We start from the raw sequence: 22,926 nt of genomic DNA on the forward strand, positions 1-22,926 counted from the left end.
GATCAAACTCTCCATTGTAAAGTTCTTGGCTCTCCTTAAACAAAAGGAAAATAATCTCTATTTGCGTCCGGCTGACCAATCGGAATCAATCCCGATCACAGCCTTCCCGCTTATCTTATTGTGTCTACATCCTTTCAAAGAACTTTTCCGCCCCGCATCCATACCACTCGGCATGCACCGGACAAATCGGCCGCGGACGTTTCCGCGCCATGCAACGAACCGGTCCTGAAACCGCTTCCCCGCTTTTGGGATTGCAAAGGTAGAAAGTTTTCCTACATCCGCAAAGGTTTTTTTTGGTTTTTTTTTTCGAAACAAAACCCGAACATATACCCAGCAAAAACCCTTCTAAACCCCTTTTCAATTCCGCCTTTCAGCGCTTATCCCCCGTTTGGGATTGCAAAGGTCACCATTTATCCGGAACTTCCAAGGGGTAGACGCAAAATAATTCATAAGCCTCCACAAAAGCTCTGATGATCAAGCGAAAAAAATCAATACTTAAATCCAGGGATCACCCGATCCCGCTTCTTGCCAAGCTTGTAATTTAAAAAGGTATAGCGAATAGAGAGCTCATGGGCCCCTCCGGAATTTCTCAGGCCTAGCTTGGAAACCGTAAAATCATAACTGTAGCCGACATCCAAATCATTCGGAAGGGAAAAACCGAGCAGCGCCACGATGGCCTCGTTGTTCGGCAACGCATTTTTCGTAGGAAGGCCGCGGTACCAAAATCCCAATATCACAGGTTGAAAGTAAAACTCTGCACCTATATCCAACTGATCGAATACTCCCTGTCTCTTGTAATTAAATGCGAATGCCAAACTCCGCTCCTGCTCTACATTGTTCAGGTACTCCCGGATCATCCCATCCCGCAAGGGGATTTTATACCCCCCATGAATGGAATAGCGAATAGGCAATCTGTTCATCTCTATTTCCATGAAAGAGATATAGGGTTGGGTGAGGTGGTGTGCAGCCACTCCCAACCAAAATCGGTTGTCGTAGTAATACATCCCTACATTGAGATCTCCATGACTGCGCTGACTATCATCACTCACCCAGGAAGTAGCATCCAAATCGATGGAACCCCGGTCTATATCTAACTGAGTCCCCAAGATGATTTGTTCCACATTTACATACCTGTTTACGAAACTACCCTGGGCTCCAGCATGCAAAAAACTAGATTCTCCGAGTTTTAATCGATAGGAATATAAAAACCCCACTTCCACATTCTGAAGGTCTGCGAAGTTATCCCTTGTAGCATTTGCGATAAAGCCAATCCCACTGTTACGGTGATCGATGAAATGATCGAAGTAGGCCGACATCGTATAAAAGGAATAATCCAAGCCTGGCCATTGATTTCGAAAATTCAACCCTACCCTGGTCCATTCGGTGCTGCCGGCAAATGCCGGATTCAGGTACAAAGGAGATGCATAAAACTGAGAAAACTGCAGGTCTTGCGCTCTCAGACCTCCCTGCACCCAAACAGTAAATATCAATATGTAAACCAATGCCCTCATCGCACCATCAGAAATTTACCTGTCTTGACGATTTCCTCGCCATCTTCTGCCACCATATTTACACGATACACGTACGTACCTGGTGGCGCATCTTTGCCATTTACATTTCCATCCCAACCTAGGGTGTTCAAATCATCGGACTGAAAAAGCAGCTCTCCCCAAACACTGAACACCAAAAGCTCCATTCGGGAAATCCCTTTCGTTTTCGGCCTAAAATGAGTGTTTTGGTTGCTGGTAGGGGTGAAACCGGTAGGAAACATCACTCGATAAGAGCGCTCTATGGCAATATTCATTTGAGCAATGGACTCACAATTTCCCTCACTTCGCACGGTAAGCGTCACTAAAAAATCACCCTTTTCTCCGTAAATATGCACAGGATTTCTTGTTCTACTGGTATTGCCATCTCCGAAATCCCATTCCCAGCCAATGATGGAGCCAGTAGATTGATCTCTGAACCAAATGGGGTCCACCGTCAGCACAAAACCATCGTCATCGGCTTTCCGATCGCTGCCATCTATGCCGTAATCAAAAGCCGCCTCCACCGGTCTGGGGACCACTCTTATCCGAAACTCCAAATTTTCGGACCAACAATCGGTTCCCTTATTCTTGACAGACACATAATAGAGACCCGCTACATATTGCGACATCATCGCCTCATTCACGAGCTCATCCCCGTCAGGAGTGAACACCCGATAATCATAAACTTCTTCGTCATAATCCTCAATGTATTGCCTCACGTCAACCAATTCTTCAGGGAAACAAGCCACAATGGGCGACTCGATGGCCAACTCCGGAAAGGGAGGTTGCTCTACGGTCAATATACTGGACTTGGCGGGGCATCCCAACGCATTGTAAGCCCACACTTCGTATTCGCCCGCGCGGGTTATGACATATTCATTTTCCTGCGTGGTCTCCAACAGTTCCCCAAAACGGTACCACTCGTAGTACTCGTACGTGTCGGTGCCCTCCGCCGTCAACGGAAGCTCATCTCCAGGACAAATATTCCAGGTGGCTATGGGCATTGCATTTACCAGTAAATCAACCGGATTGGGGGTAGTATTGATCGAAAAAGAGAGTTCGGAACCTGCGGAAGTTTTCCCGTAGTTATCCGTAACGGTATAATACAACGATACTTCCTGACCTTCCGAGCCGACAACCGGAAAGAAGGTGATACCTGTACCTGAGTCATCTACCTGGACAACCCCTTCAGCGAATTCCAGTAGTCTGTTGGCATCCCCGCATATTCCCCCTTGAAGGCAAATATCTTCCTCGTCTGTCAGAATGTGATCCAGACTTTGATATAGCCGAACACATTGAATAACGGAGTTATCATTAGGCAACGTTACATCATCGGTGGTCAACGCATAGTTGTTCTCCTGCCCCGCGCAGGCTAGGAGACCGAGCAAGTCGGACCCTACCGGTAACTGCAAATCATCCTCTGCTGATACTTCCACCTGTAAGTTTCTGATTTCGTGAAAATTGGTATTCCCTCCCGTGGAAGCAGAAAAGCCAATCTTTAAATTGGGCGGAGGGGGATAGGGATAGGCAAAATCCCGAAACAAATTAACCATCCTGGGAGTACCTGCCACGGTGGTCACCTGCATATCCATGGTCAACAAAAAACCAACCCCGCTTGGGGAAGGACGAAGGTCGATGAATACCTTCCGATATCCCACTTCATTGGGCCCGTTTACCCTGCCTCGTTCAGATTCTATGCGAAACCGATCCGCTACTGGCAGTCCAAAATCTCCCCCTTGGTTTACCCTCTTACCCGTAACAAAAGGGTACCCTGCAGAGGCTGGGCCCCTCACCACGATGCTGTTTGGCTGCAATTGGTCAAAAGCACCTGGAAAGCCTCCGTTTTTCCCCTCGACCTGATTTCCAAAATTACCAAAGGAATCCAACCCTACCCCAAGATACGCACCAGAAAGGCCCGCCCTGCCATTTCCCTGAGCGTATCCCAAAGACCCGCCAAAAGCTCCGGGAGTGAATGCACCAATTCTTCCATCAAACAGAAACATCGTGAGACCATCGGCCCCATCGCCTCCATAGATAAAATATTCAAAACTGGCCTTGATACCGAAAGAAGAAGCAAAGGGAATATCAATGTACACATAGCCATTCTGATTGGGACTGGCTTGGGTCAGCTGTAGGACCTGCCCAGTCAATCGCGCATTGCCCCCCACGATCGTTTGCTGACGTAGCGTAGTAGACTCAAATGATTCACAATAGGGGAACCCGACCTGGCCATTGGCCAAGTTGGCGATTAGGGCAAACCATGCCATTACCAGGTAACGCAGAAAATATACCGTGGGCCTCAAGGTTAGATTTGGGAAATCATGGGTAGTCGTTATTTTGCATTATTGCCAAAGGGCCTTTAAATTAACCAAATATCCCAGAAAAGAAAAAAGGCTTCCACTTTATGTTAAGGGAAGCCTTTATTTGGGCAATGAATGCTTATCGTATAATGGTCTGTTTCCGGTCTGGCCCCACTGAAACCATCTTGATGGGCACCTGCAGCTCCTCCTCCAAGTAAGTGACGTATTCCCTTAGTTCCTGAGGAAATTCCTCGTAAGAGGTTACGGCTGCCAAGCTAGTATGCCAGCCTTTCATCGTTTTATATACCGGAGTAACCGCAGCCGAATCTGACTCGAAGGAATATCGGTCAATCACCGTTCCATCGGCCAATTGATAGTGGGTACATACCTTGATTTCCTCAAAGATATTCAATACATCAGCCTTCATCATAAACAACTGCGTCACGCCATTGATCATAATACTATACTTCAATGCCGGCAGGTCTATCCAACCGCACCTCCTTGGCCTACCGGTCGTAGAACCAAACTCATTTCCCTCTCGCCGCATCGATTCGCCATCAGAATCAAAAAGCTCCGTGGGAAAAGGACCACTGCCGACACGGGTGCAATAGGCCTTAAATATCCCAAAGACTTCTCCTATCTTCGATGGTGCCACGCCCAGCCCGCTGCAAGCCCCAGAGGTCATCGTGTTGCTGCTGGTAACGAATGGGTAACTACCAAAATCAATATCCAACAACGACCCTTGTGCTCCTTCGGCGAGAATTTTCTCCCCATCCCGGAGAGCCCTATTTACTTCAAACTCGCTCTCCACCAGGTTCAAGCCCTTGAAAAAGTCTATTGCATCAAAGAATACCGACTCCAAAGCCGGCAACTGACTGGTATCAAACCCATAATAATTCAAAATGGAGAGGTGCCGCTCGACGAGTGAATTGTATTTCTCACGAAAATCAGGTGAAAGCATATCCCCTACGCGAAGCGCAACCCTGCCGATCTTATCCTGATAGGTAGGCCCTATCCCTTTGAGGGTAGACCCAATTTTCTTGTCACCCTTGGATTTTTCATAAGCCGCATCCAACAACTTGTGGGTTGGAACGATAATAGTTGCCTTTTTGGATACAAAAAGGTTCTTCGAAAAATCGATATTGAATTTCTTAAGTCCTTCAATCTCTTTTTTTAACACGACGGGATCTAATACCACGCCATTTCCAATTATATTTTTCAGATTACTTCGAAAGATGCCACTGGGAATTTGGTGTAAGACATGCTTGATGCCATCAAATTCCAACGTATGTCCTGCGTTAGGGCCACCCTGAAACCTCGCAACAACATGATACTTCGGGGCGAGGTAGTCAACGACTTTTCCTTTTCCTTCATCGCCCCACTGTAGGCCTAAAAGAACATCCATTTTCATTTGTATAAGCTAGAATTCTTATTATTTACGTTGTTTTTTTTAAAAGACCCGCAATTACGTCAAAAAAAACCAACTGCAATGGTTTTTTGACGGGAATTTCCCAAAGCCTCCATTAAGGTATATTGGCCAAGGCCTCTTCCAGATTGTCATACACGGTAAAAATATTGTTGAGCTTGGTAATGATCAGCAGCTTTTTTACGTGCTCTGAGGGAGAAGTTAAGAAAACTTCTCCGCCTACGTTCCGCATCTTCGTCAAAATAGTAATCAATACACCAATACCACTGGAACTGATGTAACGAACACGGCTCAAATCAATAATGCAATTTCTGGCCCCATCATTAATCGCATCTGAAACCAACCCCATCAACTTGGGACCGGTTTCATCTCCGATTAGATCGCCTGCTATTTTTACGATAAAATTATTTTTGTCTAAGCTGCTCTCAACGTTCACGTTCATTGGTTCAAAAATTCAAGGTTATTTAACGTAGTTGCTTTTGTGGAAAAACCGGAAGGCATGACTCACTTGGCCTTTACCTTCGGTTTAAATTCACAGGACTCGTCCAGGCAGTTGCCGTACAAAATCAGTGAATGGTGGATGATATTAAAATTCAAGACCTCCCCTACCGTGTTCTGGATCGTTTGGATTCTGGGATCACAAAACTCCTTAACTTGGTGGCATTCGGTACATATCAGGTGGTCGTGCTGCTTGTAGCCGTAGGATTTTTCATACTGGGCCAGGTTTTTGCCGAACTGATGCTTGGTCACCAAATCGCATTCCACCAATAAGTCTAGGGTGTTGTACACGGTAGCCCTACTTACCCGGTAGTTTTTGTTTTTCATACTGATGTAGAGGGATTCCACATCAAAATGGCCGCCCCTGCCATAGATTTCTTCTAAAATCGCATATCGCTCAGGGGTTTTTCTTAGTTTTTTGTTTTCCAAATAAGCGGTAAAGATCTTCTTTACCTTTTCAAACAGACTTTCGTTTAATGCCATCGGCGATTTGGTTTTTTGCAAATATACAGTAGAATTCGATATCCGGTAGGCAGAGGTCGTCAATCAAACCTAGATACCTTTAATACTCCACTTACCTTTGAAAGGTTATGGATCAATTTCTCCAGATGGCCGGTACTATGGACATACAGCTTGATAGAACCTTCAAAAATCCCACTGTCCGAGTCCACCGTGATCGAACGCATATTGACTTTGAGTTCATTGGATATCACCTTGGTCAAATCGCTGATAAGCCCCACCCGGTCGGTACCGACAATCCTTAGCCCCGCCAAAAAAGCAATTTCCTGCTGACTGGTCCAGCGTGCTTTAATCACCCGGTTTCCATGGTTCGAAAGCAGCTCCAGGGCATTGGGACAGGAAGTCCGATGTATCTTTATCCCCTCATTGACGGTCACAAAACCAAACACGTCGTCACCCGGAATCGGATTGCAGCATTTTGCCAAGATATAGTCCACCACATCCATATCCTCGCCGATGAGAAGCTGATCGTGTTCGGGACCCTTGAGATTTTTGATTTCCTTGGTAAAGGAGGACTCATCAGTTATCTTGCTCATGGAGCTCTTCTTGTCCTTCTTGTCCAGCTTGAAATCCTTAAACGCCTTAATAGAAGTGGGATCAATAATTCCCTTCCCTACCTTATAATAGAACTCCGTGGTAGTTTTGGTTTCGAAAAAAGCCCTTAGCTGCTCTACCACCATCGAAGAAAACTCCATTTTCATCTGCTTGAGCTTCCGCTGAACAATTTCCTTCCCGTCCAGTATATACTGCTTTTTCTCCTCCTTAAGTGCATCTTTTATTTTGGCTCTGGCCCGGGAAGTCATCACATGCTTGAGCCAATCTTCGTTGGGACGCTGCTTTTTAGAAGTCAGAATCTCCACCTGATCCCCGTTTTTGAGCACGTGGCCTATGGGAACCAGTTTTTGATTGACCTTGGCACCAATACATGAACTTCCTACCTCGGAGTGAATCTCAAATGCAAAATCCAATGCCGTAGCTCCAAAAGGAAGTACTTTTAGGTCTCCTTTAGGTGTAAAAACAAACACTTCATCACTAAAGAGGTTGCCCCGGAAATCGTCCATAAACTCAATCGCCGACCCATCGTTATTTTCCAACACCGTTCGAACCTGGGTGATCCAGTCATCCAACCCTACGGCGCCTTTTTCGGGAGAATTTTCTTTTTCCTTGTACTTCCAATGGGCAGCATACCCCCTTTCGGCGATGTCATCCATGCGTTGGGTCCGGATCTGTACCTCCACCCACTGCCCAGTTTGACTCATTACCGTGGTATGCAAGGACTCGTACCCGTTGGCACGAGGTGTGCTGATCCAATCCCGCAGGCGATCGGGGTTGGGCCGGTAAAAGTCCGTGACCACCGAATACACCTGCCAACAATCCGCTTTTTCGTTTTCCAACTCTGTATCAATGATGATCCGGATGGCGAACAGGTCATAAACCTCCTCAAAAGGGATGTTTTGCTTCTTCATTTTATTGTAAATGGAAAAAATAGACTTTGGCCTCCCTTTGATAAAAAACTTGAAATTCTGCTGCTTTAACTCCGTTTCGATTGGGGCCACAAACGTTTTAATAAACTTATTTCTGGATACCCTGGTTTCCTTAATCTTATTGACGATAAATTCGTACGTTTCCTTATCGGTAAACTTGAGGTAAAGATCTTCCAATTCCGACTTGATACTGTAGAGACCTAACCTATGGGACAAGGGGGCATACAGGTATTTCGTCTCCGATGCAATCTTGAGTTGCTTGTGCCTGGGCATACTGTCCAAGGTCCGCATGTTATTTAACCTATCTGCCAGCTTGATTAAAATCACCCGTACATCGTCGGAAAGGGTAATTAGCATCTTACGGAAATTCTCTGCCTGCTGCGAAGTACCGTATTCAAACACGCCGGAAATCTTAGTCAACCCGTCGATGATCGAGGCTACCTTGGAACCAAACTCACGCTCTATATCTTCCAGTTCCATCTCGGTATCCTCCACCACATCATGCAGCAGCGCGGCAATGATACTCGTGGTACCCAGACCAATCTCCTCCACACAAACCAACGCGACTTCTAGTGGATGGTAGATGTAAGGCTCCCCCGACTTCCGCCGCATGTCTTTGTGGGCATCATTGGAAATATTAAATGCCTTTTTGATTAGCTTTGCGTCATTGTCCCTCAGTAGGGGTTTGGCTACCCGCAACAGCCGTCTATATCGCTTGAGGATTTCCTTACGCTCCTCCTCTATATCTACCTTAATCATACAACTAAATTACATATTAATACGTCCCAAATCGTGCTTTGGTGCAATTATTTTATACTTTTTTAGGCGGCTCTATTGAATCTTAAAAATTCATTTGTACATTTGCATCCACATTGATCAAACACATGGAAAAGGTTGCTTTTCGGCAAAGTTCCAAGTGGTTGAAACCAAGGCGATAATTGATCATTACAGTTGTATTGGCTAGTTGTTTCCTTTATTTATTTTGCGGATGTGGCGAAATTGGTAGACGCACTAGACTTAGGATCTAGCGCCGCGAGGCATGGGGGTTCGAGTCCCTCCATCCGCACACTTCAACTCCCTCGATCTAGATCACTACTTCTACGTAATGGTTCAGATTGAGGGTTTTTGTTATCGGTAACTTTAAACATCATCCCATTGGAAATTACATTAGATAAGCACGCTGCCAATGAAGCCTTCATTAAAATTACGTTAAATGAGGCAGATTATCAACCAAAAGTTGATGCCAAAATAAAGGACTACGCTAAAAAAGCCAACATCAAAGGATTCCGACCCGGAAAAGCTCCCTTTGGCATGGTGAAGAACTTATACGGCACATCGGTATTGGTAGAAGAGATCAACAGCATCCTTTCCAATTCCTTGGGAGATTTTTTGAAAAAACAGGAGTTCAAGGTATTGGGAGATGCACTGCCAATCATCGAACAAGACAAGCAGATTGACTGGAAACATCAAAAGGAGTTTGATTTTAGCTATAAAGTAGGGTTCGTCGAGGCCGTCTCGGTAGATCTAGATACTGCCAAGCAGGTAAAAGCCTACAAAGTAGCGGTTTCCGAAAAAGAACTTGAAGACGCACTCACCAATATCAAGCGCCAATACGGAAAGATGACCAACCCGGAAATCAGTGAGGAAAATGACTTTCTCTATGGTGACCTAAAGTCCGCAGATGGCTCCTTTGAAAAAACACTTTCCCTTCCCCTTTCCAAAATTGACGGCAGAACGGTAAAGAAATTTATCGGCGTGGAAAAAGGTGCGGTGATTGAGTTTGACCCTGCAAAGGCGCTAAAGGACGAACTCACCTCGGTACTGAATATCTCCGAAGAAGAAGCCAAAGTGCTCGCTGGAGAATTTACCTTCACGGTCCAAAACATTAACCGAACCGAAGAGGCGGAACTCAACCAAGATCTGTTTGATAAACTATTCGGACCGGATCAGGTAAAATCGGAGGAGGAGTTTATTGAAAAAGTGAAGGAGATCCTTGCGGAAAATTACAACAAGGAAATGAAAATCTTCAGTGAGGAAGAGTTGAAAAAGCAGCTTATTGAAGGTGCGAAAATCGAACTTCCGGAAAGCTTCCTCAAAGAATGGCTTGTAAAGGCAAATGAGGGCAAAGTAAGCGAAGAAGAGGTGGAAAAGGAATACCCGGCTTATGCACGACAACTTACTTGGTCTTTGATCTCCAATAAAGTAGCTGAAGACAATAGCATCAAAGCAGAACACGAGGATGTGATTGAGAAGACCAAGGAGATGATCCGCGAACAATTGGCTTCTTCTGGACTCGGTGCGCAGATGGAGAGCAACATGGACATGTTCGTGAACAACTACCTGCAGGGCAATGAGGGGCAAAACTATATGCAGATGCTGACCTCCGTCCAAAACGACAAAGTTTTGTCCTTCATCAAGGAAAAAGTCGGGCTTGAAGAGGAAGTTATCTCCGTCGAAAAGTTCAATGAGCTTCTGGAAAACTAATTCCAAGAATTAAATGTTAAATAAAAAGTCCTTTTTTAAGGGCTTTTTTTATTTTTGTAACATTCATAAACCGCAAAGTATGTTGAATAAAAAAGAATTGAGAGATTTTGCCGTCAAACACCGAGGCGTTAACGGTATGGCATTTGACCAATATACCCAACATGTGGAGAGCATGACCAGGGCAGTCATCGAGGAACGGCCTACCAATTTCCGGGAAATAGATGTTTTTTCCCGATTGATTATGGACCGAATCATTTTCCTTGGGACGGGAGTGGACGATCACATTGCCAACATCATCACGGCACAGCTGCTGTTTTTGGAATCCGTTGATTCCAAAAAAGACGTACTGCTCTATATCAACAGCCCCGGAGGGTCCGTGTATGCAGGGCTTGGTATCTACGACACCATGCAATACATCAACCCGGAAGTGGGCACCATCTGTACTGGACTCGCTGCCTCTATGGGCGCTGTACTGCTAGCCGGAGGAGCAGCCGGTAAGCGCGCGGCACTTCCGCATTCCCGCATCATGATCCATCAACCTTCAGGAGGCATGCAAGGCCAATCCAAAGACATGGAGATCACGGTAAAACAGATCTTGGAATTGCGAAAAGAACTCTATGAAATCCTAGCCCATCACAGCGGACAGTCCATAGAAACAATCGAGCGGGACTCTGACCGGGATTATTGGATGAGAGCAGATCAAGCAAAAGAATACGGGTTGGTGGACGAAGTACTGACCAGAAAAAGTAAACAATAAGTAATGGCTCAAACAACGTGTTCCTTTTGTGGTAGGAACAAAAAAGATGTAGACCTAATGGTTTCGGGGATATCCGCCCATATCTGCAATTTTTGCATAGAGCAAGCCTATCAGATATTGGGTGAAGAAGACCGCACAAAAAAGCAAACCAAGAAGCCTAAATTTAAACTACGGAAACCCAAAGAGCTCAATGAGTACCTAGACCAATATGTCATTGGTCAGCAGGAAGCTAAAAAGGTGCTGACGGTAGCCGTATATAACCACTACAAGCGTCTAAGCCAAAAGGATTTTGACGAAGATGAGATCAAGATTGAAAAATCCAACATCATCATGGTGGGCGATACCGGAACCGGAAAAACCTACCTGGCAAAAACGTTGGCAAAAATCTTGGAAGTTCCCTTCTGTATCGCCGATGCGACGGTGCTTACGGAGGCAGGATACGTGGGAGAGGATGTGGAAAGCATTCTTACCAGACTGCTACAGGCAGCCGATTACAACGTGGAAGCCGCCGAACGGGGCATTGTCTACATCGATGAGCTGGATAAAATAGCCCGCAAGTCGGACAACCCCTCCATCACCCGGGATGTAAGTGGGGAAGGCGTGCAACAGGCCCTGCTGAAACTGCTGGAAGGAACGGTGGTTAATGTACCGCCGCAAGGAGGGAGAAAACACCCTGATCAAAAGATGATTGCTGTAAATACGGAAAATATCCTCTTCATCTGCGGGGGGGCATTTGACGGTATTACCCGCCACATCGCCAACCGTCTGAATACCCAGCCCATGGGGTTCAGCAAGAAGTCGGAGACCGAGTTTATCGACCGAAACAACCTGTTGCAGTACGTAACAGCTCAGGATCTGAAATCCTTTGGGTTGATACCCGAATTGATCGGCAGGCTACCGGTGCTTACCCACTTGGATCCGCTGGATCGGGCTACCCTCAAAAAGATCCTGACTGAACCAAAGAATGCGCTGACTAAGCAGTACATCAAGTTGATGGAAATGGAAAATGTAAGCCTGTCCTTCGATGAGTCCGGTATAGATTTTATCGTAGACAAAGCGGTGGAATTTAACCTGGGAGCCAGAGGCCTGAGGTCCATTTGCGAGGCCATCATTACCGATGCCATGTACGAGCTTCCGTCAGACGAGACCGTAAAGGAACTCACCATCGACGAAGCTTACGCAAAGTCGCAGTTCGAAAAATCCAAGTTCAAAAAACTACAGGTGGCTTAGGCGCCTACAGTACATTAGCGTATATCAGCCTCGCAGTTTCCTGCGAGGCTTTTTTTGTGCCCAGTTTTTCCTGGATCAACACATACCCTTCCAATATGCGCTCCCTTCCCGCTCCTTCCTCCATAAGCATTTTCAGTTCGTTGCCCAGATGCTGCATAGTGTACTCATGCTGGATCAGCTCTCTTACAACTTCTTTGTCGGCAATCAGGTTTACGAGGGAAATAAAGGGAACCTTCACCAAGTTTTTTGCTATGGCATAGGTGAATGTGCTGGTCCGGTAAACGACCACCTGCGGCACGTTGAACAGTGCAGTCTCCAGCGTAGCCGTGCCAGACGTAACCACGGCGCCATGAGCGACAGAGAGCAGGTCATAGGTTCGATCAAAAACAACGTTAACACCCGCCTTCCTAGCCTCTGCGTACACCTCCTCTGGGAGATTACGCACACCAGCTATTACAAAATCCCACTGCTGTTGTTCTCGCACCAGCCCGATCATGGTGTCTAGCATGGCCATCACCTCTTGCCTTCTACTTCCGGGAAGAAGCGCTACTATGGGCTTCTTCCCCAAATTATACGTTGCCAAAAATTCCCTGTCAGGAACAAATTTGTCCAATTCATCCCTAAGCGGATTGCCAACATAGGGAACCTCCATCCCAAATCTCTTGAAAAAGGCAGGTTCAAAAGGCAGTATGGCGTAGAGTCGATGACAATACTTTTTCAACGTAAGTGCACGCTTTTGATTCCAAGCCCAGACCTTTGGGGCGATGTAATAGTGTACCGGAATATCTCTGGACTTTGCAAATTTGGCTATGCGCATGTTAAACCCGGCAAAATCGACCAAGATAATGGCATCTGGCCTAAAAGTCTCGATATCCACCTTGATCCGTTTCAGGTACTTGAACACCTTGCGAAACCCCATTAATACCTCCAAAAAGCCCATAAGGGATACCGCTTCATAATGTGCCGCAACCTGAAGGCCCTGAGCGATCATATAGTCTCCACCCATACCCCGAAACTGGGCATTTGCATCCAAGCGTTGGATTTCAGCCATCAGATTGGCTGCGTGCAGGTCACCGGACCGTTCGCCGGCGATAAGGTAATATTTCAAGGCTTACCGGATTAGGATAAAAATCATTCTCCAAAATACTCCACAAAATTCCGAGGGGTTTCGTAAAGCGTCATCTTGTAAAGTCCTCCCTCCTTCACCAACGTGTCCACCTTAGGCTGTAGAATCTTCCAAAACTCAATCACCAGGTTCTCACAACTGGCCATCTTACCTTCCATGAAGGGGACATCCAGGTTAAGGTTTTTATGATCTACCTTGGCAATGATTTCTTGTCGAATCAACGTACTGAGTTTCTTGAGATCCACTACAAAACCCGTCTCCGGATCGGGCTTCCCTTTGACGGTCACGATCAGCTCAAAATTATGGCCGTGCCAGTTCGCATTGGCACAGGGTCCGAACACTTCTGTATTCTTTTCCTCCGACCAATTCGGGTTCCATAACTTATGGGCGGCGTTAAAATGCTCTTTCCTACACACGTGTATCATGGCTGCTTACTATTCGAGGTCCAAAGTTAGGAAAAAAGAAAGAGAATAGACACCTGCTAGCGTTTTGCCTGGACATAATACGCTGAACGGGTTTTTCTTCCAGAAAACAACAACCTGACGTATCTAGGAACACTGCAATCTTGAAAGCTCAAGGTAATGTTACCCAGATAATGGCAGAACCACCACAATAAACAGTGATTTTATAGAAAGTATTTAGACGGATCAGCTCCGACATGCTTAATCATATTGCCTACCCAACTCCAAAAAAGAGATCAGCTCTACTGTTTTACCAGCTTATACTGCACGACCTCCGAGCCAGCCCGAATAATCATCAAATAAAGCCCTTTCACCTCCGGCATTTCCATCTCGTGGGTAACCTGCTGCTGGTTTTTCATCAGTTCAAAGCTGCTGACCAAGACACCGGAACTGGAGTATAGTCCATAGTGAATCATCCCTCTATACCCATTATTGACCGTAACAGTGATTTCCTCGTCGAAAGGATTTGGCCCGATCGAATACCCCCTCCGCGCCAATTCCGGTTCGGGAGCCGGCTCTATGCTGGAAATGACCACAGCCGCAGATAGTCGGTTGCACTGATCATCAATCACAGCTACTTGAAACGACCCTCCTTCTTCTGCCATTAGGGAACGGGAAGTCTCTCCAGGTAGCATCACTCCGTTTCGGTACCACTGATAACGGGAAGCCGGTACCAAGGAAGTAAGTTGTGAGCCATTGACCACAATTTCGGGACGCCTCAAGCTGTTGGGAGTGACTGTTATATTCTGCTGAAACGTACGCTGTCCTCCTGGACCCCTGACCAATAACGTGACCGTGTAGTTCCTGGCATTATTGAACATAAAGGTGGGATTCTCCGCAGTGGAACTACCGAGGTTGCCGAAATTCCAACTATATGAGGTAACTGTTCCCTCCGTGAGATTGACAAATTCTGTTAGACCACCTACACAGGAAAACCGAACCTCAAAATTCGGGAACAACACGTTGTCACAAGAGATGTTCAGCCAATTTGCACTGTTACTGATACTAGCTCCCGGACCCAAGTTGATGATGGCATCTCCTGCCAAATCCACGTTAGTGATACTAATCTGTCGAAAGCAATACTTGCGATAAACTGGATGGGTGATCGTGGCACGTCCCGAAGAGCGTATGCGGGTCGTGCCCGAGCCTACTTCGTCGTGCTGAATACTCGAAGCCACACGTAACGTAGATCCGTCAGCAAGTGACAACTCCACTCCGCGTAGCAGGGCCCAAGTATTTACTTCTACCAATTCTTGGCTGATATTTACGATTCCACTGTTTTGGCGAAGATCGCCAACGCTACCGATGGATTGTAGGTCAATACTTCCTCCATCGGCTGTAAACCCGGAAATGGGGGACCTAGTATCATCATTGAAACTCCCATTGGATCCCGTAAAACGATACGTAAACTGACCGGAAATCGCGGCGTCTGCCGCTATGTCCACTGATCCAGAAAAAACCAATTGCTCCAAACGCCCTTGGATGCTCGCATTCGGGCCAACTGTAAAATCCCCTACCGAAACGCTCGAAAGGTCAAAATTGACCTCTGCATCCGAGAGTACCAAATCGCGCAACGACGGGGCTGTCAAAACCCGCCATCTTCCATTTCGAATCCGTACGCCTACCTGATTTAGGGAAACCTGCCCAAAATCCAACACGTTTTCACTCGTACCTGTATTATCAAAAACCAGCGACCCGTTACTGACCCTCGTTTGGGCATTGCTTGACCTAAACCCGCTTTCCAAGATAAGCTCATTCCCCCCTAGATCAAGATCCAAGGGGCTATTTCCAAATACATTTAGGCTAAACACACGGGTGTTGGAAGTTAACGCAATCCGATTTCCGGGTACAGGCTGGTCAATGACCACGCGGGTACCCTCTCCTGGAATCAATCCAGCAGCAGGTCCATTACTGCTCAATGACCAGTTAGTTGGATTATTCCATCCGGCATTTTGTCCGATCCAATACAGTGTATTCACCTGCCCATCAATCACCCCTGCCGAGAGCACCAAGCTAAATGGCTGACGTCCGTTTTGAAGTGCTCCTTTGTGGCTGACACGAACGGTGTACCGTTGTGATACCGGCGTCCGAATTTCGATTTTCTCCACATTGTCCCGTGCATTGTCGGTATTTCGGGAAGCTACGGCACTGATGCCATTATTTGGGTTTAATGACCATGGAAAGAACACCGTCCCATCCTCACCAATGATCCTTATATCCAGGTCATTGACTAATACCGGGATGCGGGGATTAACGGAAGGCGCCGGGGAGTTTCCCGGTGGATCGGTCCAGGCGATGGTTGCGACGACGGGCTCAACTCCGTCTGAGATAAAATCAAACTCATAGGTTTGACTGTTTTCCAAGGTCAGTTCCCGAATGGCTCTGGAAGAACCGTTCTCATCGATAATCATTCTGGCAGATGCTTCGGCATCCAACAATCCCCAACCAAACATGTAATCGGGTCCGTCGTTCATCCCTGCCTCCTTGGCTGTATGGATAGCTAATGCCTTGACTGTAGCAGAACGCATATACCTACCGGCATTACGGTTTCTATACAGTTCCTGCAATAGCAAAAGTGCCCCTGACACATTGGGAGCAGCCATGGATGTGCCGCTAAGAGAGGCATAACCGTCTCCTGCTCCGTCGTTTATGATCGAAGAGCTGAACACATTCACACCCATGGAAACCAAATCAGGTTTTATCCGTCCGTCATCCACAGGGCCCCAACTTGAAAAAGAGCTCATGACTACAGATTCCGGCCCGGTGTAATTGGTAACCGAGTTGACCGCTCCCACCACGATGTTATTTTTAGCAACTCCTTCCGGACCAATGGAATCTTCCGGGCCATCCGCATCCCGACTTCCATCACCCACATCATTGCGATCATTGCCTGCAGCCCACACCACGGTATAGTATGGCTTTGCAAAGGCTACCTCGTCAATCTGTCGGGTGCGGTTACCGTAAAATCCAAAGCGATAGTCCTCCCTAGGACTTACGCCTTCATTACCTGACCATGCCCAGTTGCCATTATTATCCCTAAACCAGCCAACCAGTATTCCATACGAATGATTGGATACCAAATGCCCGGTGGGTAACAGGTCGGGATCGTAGCCATTTTGAAGCATTTTGGAGATATCGGCATCCCAATTGAAAGCCCATCCCGTAGCTTCGTTGGCCATGCCCCTTGCATTTGGGTTATTTCCGCGTGCCAAGATGGTGCCCGTAACATGGGTGGCATGGTTGCTAATTGTTTCGGTAGACCCGTCAATCTGCGTTACCCTATTGCCAAATTCGTTATGGTTGGCCCGAGGGCGGGTCTGATCGTAAATTCCGATCACCATTCCCTGCCCTGCCAGTCCAAGATTCAAACTGCCACCGGCCTGCAATCCGCGCACCCCATTAGTAATCGCAGCGGCTACGTTATGGGTGGTAAAGTAGACCGGGTGCGCATCATCATCCAAGTATTGAAACCTAGCCTGCCTATCCGAGTCTAGGTCTATTACCATAGGGATTCCTAGCCGCGTCGTAATTTCCAGCTTCTCTTGGGGAGTTAAGGAATAGCGGGCCACCCGCTGCCGCAACCCATCCAACACCTCACGCCGGACTTCAAGCATCTCAGCGCGCTGTGCGTTGATATCCTGTGCACTCACTTGGAGAGCCAGTCCGATTAAGAATATGCAAATGATTCCTATTCTCATAGCCATTTTATATCATGGAGTCACCTTCCTTGTGGAAGCGACATTATTTACCTTATGCCCTCAGAAAGCCCTTAGGGTATTCTGGTCAGCGTTGTCACCCCACTTTCTTCGGCTTCGTTGCTCCAGCTAATCCGAAGCGTTCCGTCTGCGTTAACCCTGCCGGTACCATTGAACGCTCCGCCACCGAAAACCACATCGGGTTGGTCAGTAATGGTAATCTCTCCACAGAGTTCAGTGAATATAGCCGGGTTATCGCTGCCACCAAACACCTGCGAATACACTCCACCGGTAATATCGGAGATGCGATAGGTGAAGGGTTCGATCTCAGTAATCGTCACCTCGTAATTGGTGGTTCCACCAGGTCCTATGGTCACCGTGCTGTAGGTTCCTGCCAAATCGGAAGGACAGGACAACCGGATTTCAACCGTTACTTTGTTATAGTTGGCGCTGATCTTTGTGTTTCCTGCATCCAAGATGGCAAGCACCAAGTTTGGTTCCTCCTCAGAACCCAAATTGCCTGTCAGAATTTCTATAGGGACATCCACAAAACTGGTATTTGGGGCTATGGTTACCTCGCTGACAAGCAACCGAAAATGCACATTCCTGACGGCAGTGGAACTCGGATCTACTCCAATGGTAACTTCGATTGGCTCATTGATATGGGCACCCACCAGATTTACCCGTACGGTGGTTTGATCCACCTGATTAGCAGAGTTTTGTGTTACTACCCGACGCACCGCACCATTTGGTCTGGAAGCTTCTTCAAACTCTACTTCCAAGCCAGTCCATACGATGTTAAACCCAGAATCCTCCATACAGGAGACACCGACCAACCCAATCAGAGCCAACAGTATCGTTACATAAAAATTTTTCATTGCCAGTACCATCATTAATAACCTGGATTTTGGACCAAACGGTCGTTTAACTGAATCTGCTCCAATGGAATGTTTGAAAGGATACGATAATCTGTATAGGGAACTTCTTCAAAATTACCGTGTTTGGTAATGTTCAAACCATTCCGCTTTAGGTCAAAAAAGCGGTGCCCTTCCAAGGCAAACTCTAATCGCCTTTCCAGCAGGATGCGATTACGCAGCGCCACTCCGGAAAGCAGATTATCTACCGGACCCAAGCCCCGCTTTGATCTAAGCGCATTGATATCTGCCCTTGCCCCCGCTGGATTGGTTTGGTACCTAGCTTCGGCGCGGATCAGGTATAACTCTGCGGCCCGAAGAACCGGGATATTTTCCAAAAAGTCACCCTTGTAACCGGTCCATTTTCTGCTGGCATAGACAGGGCCTTCGATCCCGTCTCTTGTCGTTTCAGCCCAGCAGTTTCTCCGCACATCCTCCGGTTCGTAGGCTTCCATCAATTCATTGGATGCTGCAATGATAAATTGGGCATTGGGATCGGTGTTGGACACCAGGGAATTGAGGGAGTTATTTACCCCATCTACACTGCTCCAATCCACCACCCGCAGCTCCAGTTCAAAAATAGATTCCGGGTGGGGCGCACGGGAGAACCCTTGCACATACTGACCTGCTTCGGCTAGACCGTCTCCATTGGTCCGAAGGCCCAGCGCATTCATGACGGAAGTGGCTGCTGCTTCCGCGTCCTCCATTCTACCCCAATACAAATAAAGCCTGGCCAACAGGGTCAGGGCCGCACCCGCGTTGGCGAAATAGGCCCCCTCCGAGCCTACTGGCACGAGCGGCAGCAAGGAAATGGCCTCAAGGAGATCTGACTCAATCTGCTCATACACCTCCGTGACAGTGGCTCGTTCCCTGAAATCCGCATCTGAAGCTGCTACCGTGGGGGTTGTTCGCAAAATTGGACCTAAATTAAACCCGTCCACCTCTCTGCCGGGTTCGTAGCCATACACCCGGCACAGATCGAAATAAAACAGTGCCCGCATAAAATAGGCGTCTCCTTTTATAAAATCCTTTTCCTCCTGATCTCCCCTCACGTTCTCATCGTCTATCCCTGCTAAGATGATATTGGCATCATTGATACCACCGTATATAATGCCGTTCCAAAGACCAATATGGTCTCTATCGCCATTGGCTTCCTCTCCCTGATACCTTCCCGTATTGGCTACCAGTCTCAGGTTATCGGCCAAAATCTCCGGGGCAATCATCATTTGCTGCCCATAATAGGTAAATGTATTTGCCAAACTATACATGGAATTAGCCACCGCCTGATACCCGGCTACATCGCTTAGGGCTACTTCCGGGGTAAGGCTTTGCCTTGGTGTAGTCTCCAAATCTGTACAGGCAATCATCGACACCGTACAGATCACCGAAAATACTATTGATCTCGCATTCATAATCATACCGAATCAGAAATTCACGTTTATGCCAGCCGTCAATTGCCGGGAATTAGGATAGGTTCCGTACGTACTACCCAATGAGTTTACCTCGGGATCCAATCCGTTGTATTTGGTCAGCGTCCATAAATTGATACCTTGAATGAAAAACTTCGCGGATTCTATTTTGGCCTTTTGGGTAAACCGCTGCGGAACCGTATAATCCAAGGTAACTTGCTTTAAACGCACATAACTGCCATCAGAAAGCTGCTTGGTAGAAAACTGCTGATATCCAGAGTGACCGGGAAACCTTCCACCTTCATAGGGCTTTGGAACGTTGGTGATGTCGCCCGGTCTGCGCCAGAAATAAATTTGATCAACCGTCTGATTATCCTGTCCGATGGAACCAGCCTGTGCGATGTTATAGAGATCTTGGTTAAATGCCAAGTTGCCAAACTGGTACTGAAAAAACACTTCCAACGACAACGGCCCGTAGCGGAAGGTGTTGGATAGGCCTCCAAAATTCCAAGGCAAGGCACTGCCAATATACTTTTGGTCATCATCAGATAACAGGTAGGTATATTCTCCAAATTGATCGAAATACATGGGTGCACCATTCGCCGGATTAACGCCCGCATACTCGTATGCGTAATAAAAATCCACCGGCTTACCCACGATCAGTTCATTACCAATCCGATCCAAGCCTCCATAGAGCTCCAATAACTCGTTGGAAAAAATGGAAATATTGAAAGCCGTATTCCAGCGGAATTTGCCCCAAACCACATTCGTTGTCTGCAAGTCGAAGTCAATGCCCTGATTGCGAAGTTTTCCCGTATTTCTGGTGATGGCACCAAACCCTGAGTCTATGGGCAACTGCGTCTCAAACAGCAGTCTACGGGAGTCCTTTCTCCAAACATCGACGGTAGCGATGATCCTTCCATTAAAGAACGTTCCATCCACACCTATGTTGGTAGAGGCAGCTTCCTCCCAAGTCAACAAGTCGTTTCCAAGCTGTGAGAAACGGAGTGCGCCTCCACCCAAATATTGGCCGGAGGTACCTACGAGTGTTCTGGCTACAAAGTTGCCAATATCTGAGTTCCCTGTGATGCCGTATGAAGCCCTTAACCTTAAGTTGTCCAGCCAGGTAGTATTTTGTAGGAACGCTTCTTCTGAAATTCGCCATCCGGCTGATACCGCACCAAAGTTACCCCATCGGGTATTGGCACCAAATCGGGAGGATCCATCCCGCCGGGCGGTGATGTCGAAGGTATATTTGTCGTCGTAATCATACTTTGCCTGCGAGAAAAAACCCGCTCGCTTGTACTCCGTGAAAAAACCACCTACTTCAAAGGGCTGGGCAGCATTCTGAAGATACCTCAACACCGGATTGGGAAATCCGCGCCCTGTAGCAGAGGTAGCTTCCGAGGTTTCCGCTTTGTATTCGTATCCTAGAATTCCCGACAGCGTATGAACACCATTAAATTTCTTGTTTACATTGAAATTGCCATTGGCATTAGAGTTGATGATACGTCGGTCAGTATAGGTGGACGACCCACCGTATGCAGAGAAAGCAGGTATGGTGGACGGACGGTTGTTTTCATCCCGGTTATCCGAAAAATCGATCCCTCCAAAACCAGTGAAGCCCAGCCAAGGTAAAATTTGGTAGGTCATCTGCAGGTTAGATACGGACTGATAGGTCGTGGCCCTACGCAACTCCTGATTCACACCCTGCACAATATTGTATCCAAACAAGTGCTCGTTCGGATACTCGGCAAAGGTACCGTCTTCGTTGTAAATCGGCACATTAGGGCGGGAAACAAACCCCGCCACAAAGGGGCTATTGACGAAATTTCCCCGATCGATGGTTCCATTGGTGATTTGTCGGGACAGGGATATATTGGCATTGATGGTAAATCGCTCGTTTGCCCGGTGGGTGAGATTTAACCTGCCGGTAGTACGGCTGTAATCCGAACGAATAATCTGTCCCTGCTGAAAGGTATGGCCTCCGGATATAAAAAACTGGGTTCGATCATCCCCACCCGAGATAGACATATCGTAAATCCGGAGTCTTCCATCTCTGTAGAGTGCCCCTAACCAATCGGTGGTCTCCAAGTCCCGGTCACCAGGGCTACCAAATAGCTGTTCTGCCTCTAAGGGATTTAGCCCCGCATTGATGTAGGCCTGCCTTTTGATTGATGCTAGCTGATTCGCATCCATCATGTCGTAAAAGGCAATTGGCTGCACAATACCTTCTTGCGCACTGAATCGCACATTGGTTTTTCCTTGCTTCCCTCGTTTGGTCGTAATCAGGACCACCCCATTAGAGGCTTGTGCCCCGTAAATGGAAGCCGCAGCCGCATCCTTAAACACCTCAATGGATTCGATATCGTTGGGATTAATAGATGCCAGCGCATTTTGAGAACCTTGCCCAGAAAGCCCTCCCGGGGCTATCTGCACGCCGTCTACGATATACAAAGGTTGGGTTCCTGCGTTGATAGAGCCCACCCCCCTAATCTGCACGTTTAGGGTGCCTCCCGGCTGACCGGATCCAGCTGTTACCTGTACTCCCGCTACCCTTCCCTGCATCGCACGGTCAAAGGACTGCATGGGAAGATCCTGAAAAATCTCCCCTTTTACCGATGCAATAGCTCCGGTGACCTCCCGCCTCGTTTGATCCCCATAGGCGGTTACCACCACTTCTGAAAGGGACGTAAGCTCAGGCTGCATGGAAATGATCAGATTTGTCCTGTTGCCAATTGTCACCTCTTGGGTTTGCAATCCTACAAACCTGAACACCAACACATTACGATCCTCCGGAACAGAAAGCTGAAAGTTTCCATCCAAATCAGTAATGGTGCCCTGCGTCGTTCCTCGGATGACGACGGTTACACCTGGGATAGGCCCTCCGTCTTCGGCGGAGTTGACTACCCCGCTAATCGTTCGCACCTGAGCGTCCACGGCTAGAGAGATTCCAAGTAGGAAAGTTAACGCCAGTAATGCCTTCATGTGTTAATAACTTTTTTTAATTTCCCGGATGAAATCCCTGACTACCGGCATACAGGTCGCATGATTTATTATCATCCAACTAGGTTTCGATTGCGTCATGCTCGAT

15 protein-coding genes and 1 tRNA gene are annotated in these 22,926 nt (G+C 47.3%); 4 read left to right on the top strand and 12 right to left on the bottom strand.

Features of this window, described 5'->3' with window-relative positions; translation table 11 throughout:
* Positions 1-488 precede the first annotated feature (488 nt).
* From IAQ59_RS16770 to IAQ59_RS16795, 6 genes are all read right to left on the bottom strand, one after another.
* On the bottom strand, positions 489-1,511 hold the full coding sequence (locus tag IAQ59_RS16770; protein ID WP_209331999.1) for a PorP/SprF family type IX secretion system membrane protein: 1,023 nt from the start codon (positions 1,509-1,511) through the stop codon (positions 489-491).
* Complete coding sequence (locus IAQ59_RS16775) at positions 1,508-3,832, bottom strand: PKD domain-containing protein (protein ID WP_209332000.1); 2,325 nt, start codon at positions 3,830-3,832, stop codon at positions 1,508-1,510. The genes IAQ59_RS16770 and IAQ59_RS16775 overlap by 4 nt, the downstream gene beginning before the upstream one ends.
* 136 nt (positions 3,833-3,968) lie before the next feature.
* On the bottom strand, positions 3,969-5,240 hold the full coding sequence (locus tag IAQ59_RS16780; protein WP_209332001.1) for an adenylosuccinate synthase: 1,272 nt from the start codon (positions 5,238-5,240) through the stop codon (positions 3,969-3,971).
* Positions 5,241-5,352: 112 nt separating this feature from the next.
* Complete coding sequence (locus tag IAQ59_RS16785; RefSeq protein WP_209332002.1) at positions 5,353-5,697, bottom strand: STAS domain-containing protein; 345 nt, start codon at positions 5,695-5,697, stop codon at positions 5,353-5,355.
* A gap of 62 nt (positions 5,698-5,759) precedes the next feature.
* Positions 5,760-6,236 carry a Fur family transcriptional regulator gene (locus IAQ59_RS16790; protein ID WP_209332003.1) on the bottom strand — a complete coding sequence of 159 codons (477 nt, stop codon included), beginning with the start codon at positions 6,234-6,236 and terminating at the stop codon, positions 5,760-5,762.
* Between the two features lie 59 nt (positions 6,237-6,295).
* Positions 6,296-8,515, bottom strand: a complete 2,220-nt coding sequence (locus IAQ59_RS16795; protein ID WP_209332004.1) for a RelA/SpoT family protein — start codon at positions 8,513-8,515, stop codon at positions 6,296-6,298.
* A gap of 225 nt (positions 8,516-8,740) precedes the next feature.
* On the opposite strand from IAQ59_RS16795, the gene IAQ59_RS16800 reads away from it, so the two are divergent.
* The 4 genes from IAQ59_RS16800 to clpX all read left to right on the top strand — a co-directional run bounded on the left by IAQ59_RS16800 (position 8,741) and on the right by clpX (position 12,227).
* Positions 8,741-8,822, top strand: a tRNA-Leu gene (locus tag IAQ59_RS16800).
* An 89-nt stretch (positions 8,823-8,911) separates the two neighbouring features.
* The gene (locus IAQ59_RS16805; protein ID WP_209332005.1) at positions 8,912-10,240 is read left to right on the top strand and encodes a trigger factor; all 1,329 of its coding nucleotides are present in this window, start codon (positions 8,912-8,914) and stop codon (positions 10,238-10,240) included.
* Positions 10,241-10,319: 79 nt separating this feature from the next.
* A complete protein-coding gene (locus tag IAQ59_RS16810) occupies positions 10,320-10,997 on the top strand; it encodes a ClpP family protease (RefSeq protein ID WP_245189670.1) in 678 nt (225 codons plus the stop codon).
* Positions 10,998-11,000: 3 nt separating this feature from the next.
* Positions 11,001-12,227 carry an ATP-dependent Clp protease ATP-binding subunit ClpX gene (gene clpX / locus IAQ59_RS16815; RefSeq protein WP_209332006.1) on the top strand — a complete coding sequence of 409 codons (1,227 nt, stop codon included), beginning with the start codon at positions 11,001-11,003 and terminating at the stop codon, positions 12,225-12,227.
* 4 nt (positions 12,228-12,231) lie between these two features.
* Here clpX and lpxB read toward each other — a convergent pair whose 3' ends face one another.
* From lpxB to IAQ59_RS16845, 6 genes are all read right to left on the bottom strand, one after another.
* The gene (gene lpxB, locus IAQ59_RS16820) at positions 12,232-13,335 is read right to left on the bottom strand and encodes a lipid-A-disaccharide synthase (RefSeq protein WP_209332007.1); all 1,104 of its coding nucleotides are present in this window, start codon (positions 13,333-13,335) and stop codon (positions 12,232-12,234) included.
* Between the two features lie 23 nt (positions 13,336-13,358).
* On the bottom strand, positions 13,359-13,778 hold the full coding sequence (locus IAQ59_RS16825) for a 6-pyruvoyl trahydropterin synthase family protein (RefSeq protein WP_209332008.1): 420 nt from the start codon (positions 13,776-13,778) through the stop codon (positions 13,359-13,361).
* Positions 13,779-14,056: 278 nt separating this feature from the next.
* Positions 14,057-17,512, bottom strand: a complete 3,456-nt coding sequence (locus IAQ59_RS16830) for a S8 family serine peptidase (protein WP_209332009.1) — start codon at positions 17,510-17,512, stop codon at positions 14,057-14,059.
* 71 nt (positions 17,513-17,583) lie between these two features.
* Positions 17,584-18,402 (bottom strand): DUF4843 domain-containing protein, encoded by an 819-nt coding sequence (locus IAQ59_RS16835; protein WP_245189671.1) that lies wholly within the window; start codon positions 18,400-18,402, stop codon positions 17,584-17,586.
* Positions 18,402-19,835 (bottom strand): RagB/SusD family nutrient uptake outer membrane protein, encoded by a 1,434-nt coding sequence (locus IAQ59_RS16840; RefSeq protein WP_245189672.1) that lies wholly within the window; start codon positions 19,833-19,835, stop codon positions 18,402-18,404. The genes IAQ59_RS16835 and IAQ59_RS16840 overlap by 1 nt, the downstream gene beginning before the upstream one ends.
* 12 nt (positions 19,836-19,847) lie before the next feature.
* Positions 19,848-22,820: a SusC/RagA family TonB-linked outer membrane protein gene (locus IAQ59_RS16845; RefSeq protein ID WP_209332011.1), complete on the bottom strand. Its 2,973-nt coding sequence runs from the start codon at positions 22,818-22,820 to the stop codon at positions 19,848-19,850.
* Between the last annotated feature and the right edge of the window lie 106 nt (positions 22,821-22,926).

The sequence above is a fragment of the Lunatimonas salinarum genome (genome assembly GCF_017811155.1).
In the GTDB taxonomy this organism is placed as follows: domain Bacteria; phylum Bacteroidota; class Bacteroidia; order Cytophagales; family Cyclobacteriaceae; genus Lunatimonas; species Lunatimonas salinarum.

Coding starts and splice junctions, on each gene's coding strand:
- IAQ59_RS16770 (WP_209331999.1), bottom strand. CDS start 1,511: ATGAGGGCATTGGTTTACATATTGATATTTACTGTTTGGGTGCAGGGA.
- IAQ59_RS16780 (WP_209332001.1), bottom strand. CDS start 5,240: ATGAAAATGGATGTTCTTTTAGGCCTACAGTGGGGCGATGAAGGAAAA.
- IAQ59_RS16785 (WP_209332002.1), bottom strand. CDS start 5,697: ATGAACGTGAACGTTGAGAGCAGCTTAGACAAAAATAATTTTATCGTA.
- IAQ59_RS16790 (WP_209332003.1), bottom strand. CDS start 6,236: ATGGCATTAAACGAAAGTCTGTTTGAAAAGGTAAAGAAGATCTTTACC.
- IAQ59_RS16795 (WP_209332004.1), bottom strand. CDS start 8,515: ATGATTAAGGTAGATATAGAGGAGGAGCGTAAGGAAATCCTCAAGCGA.
- IAQ59_RS16810 (WP_245189670.1), top strand. CDS start 10,320: ATGTTGAATAAAAAAGAATTGAGAGATTTTGCCGTCAAACACCGAGGC.
- clpX (WP_209332006.1), top strand. CDS start 11,001: ATGGCTCAAACAACGTGTTCCTTTTGTGGTAGGAACAAAAAAGATGTA.
- IAQ59_RS16825 (WP_209332008.1), bottom strand. CDS start 13,778: ATGATACACGTGTGTAGGAAAGAGCATTTTAACGCCGCCCATAAGTTA.
- IAQ59_RS16830 (WP_209332009.1), bottom strand. CDS start 17,512: ATGAGAATAGGAATCATTTGCATATTCTTAATCGGACTGGCTCTCCAA.
- IAQ59_RS16835 (WP_245189671.1), bottom strand. CDS start 18,402: ATGATGGTACTGGCAATGAAAAATTTTTATGTAACGATACTGTTGGCT.
- IAQ59_RS16840 (WP_245189672.1), bottom strand. CDS start 19,835: ATGAATGCGAGATCAATAGTATTTTCGGTGATCTGTACGGTGTCGATG.
- IAQ59_RS16845 (WP_209332011.1), bottom strand. CDS start 22,820: ATGAAGGCATTACTGGCGTTAACTTTCCTACTTGGAATCTCTCTAGCC.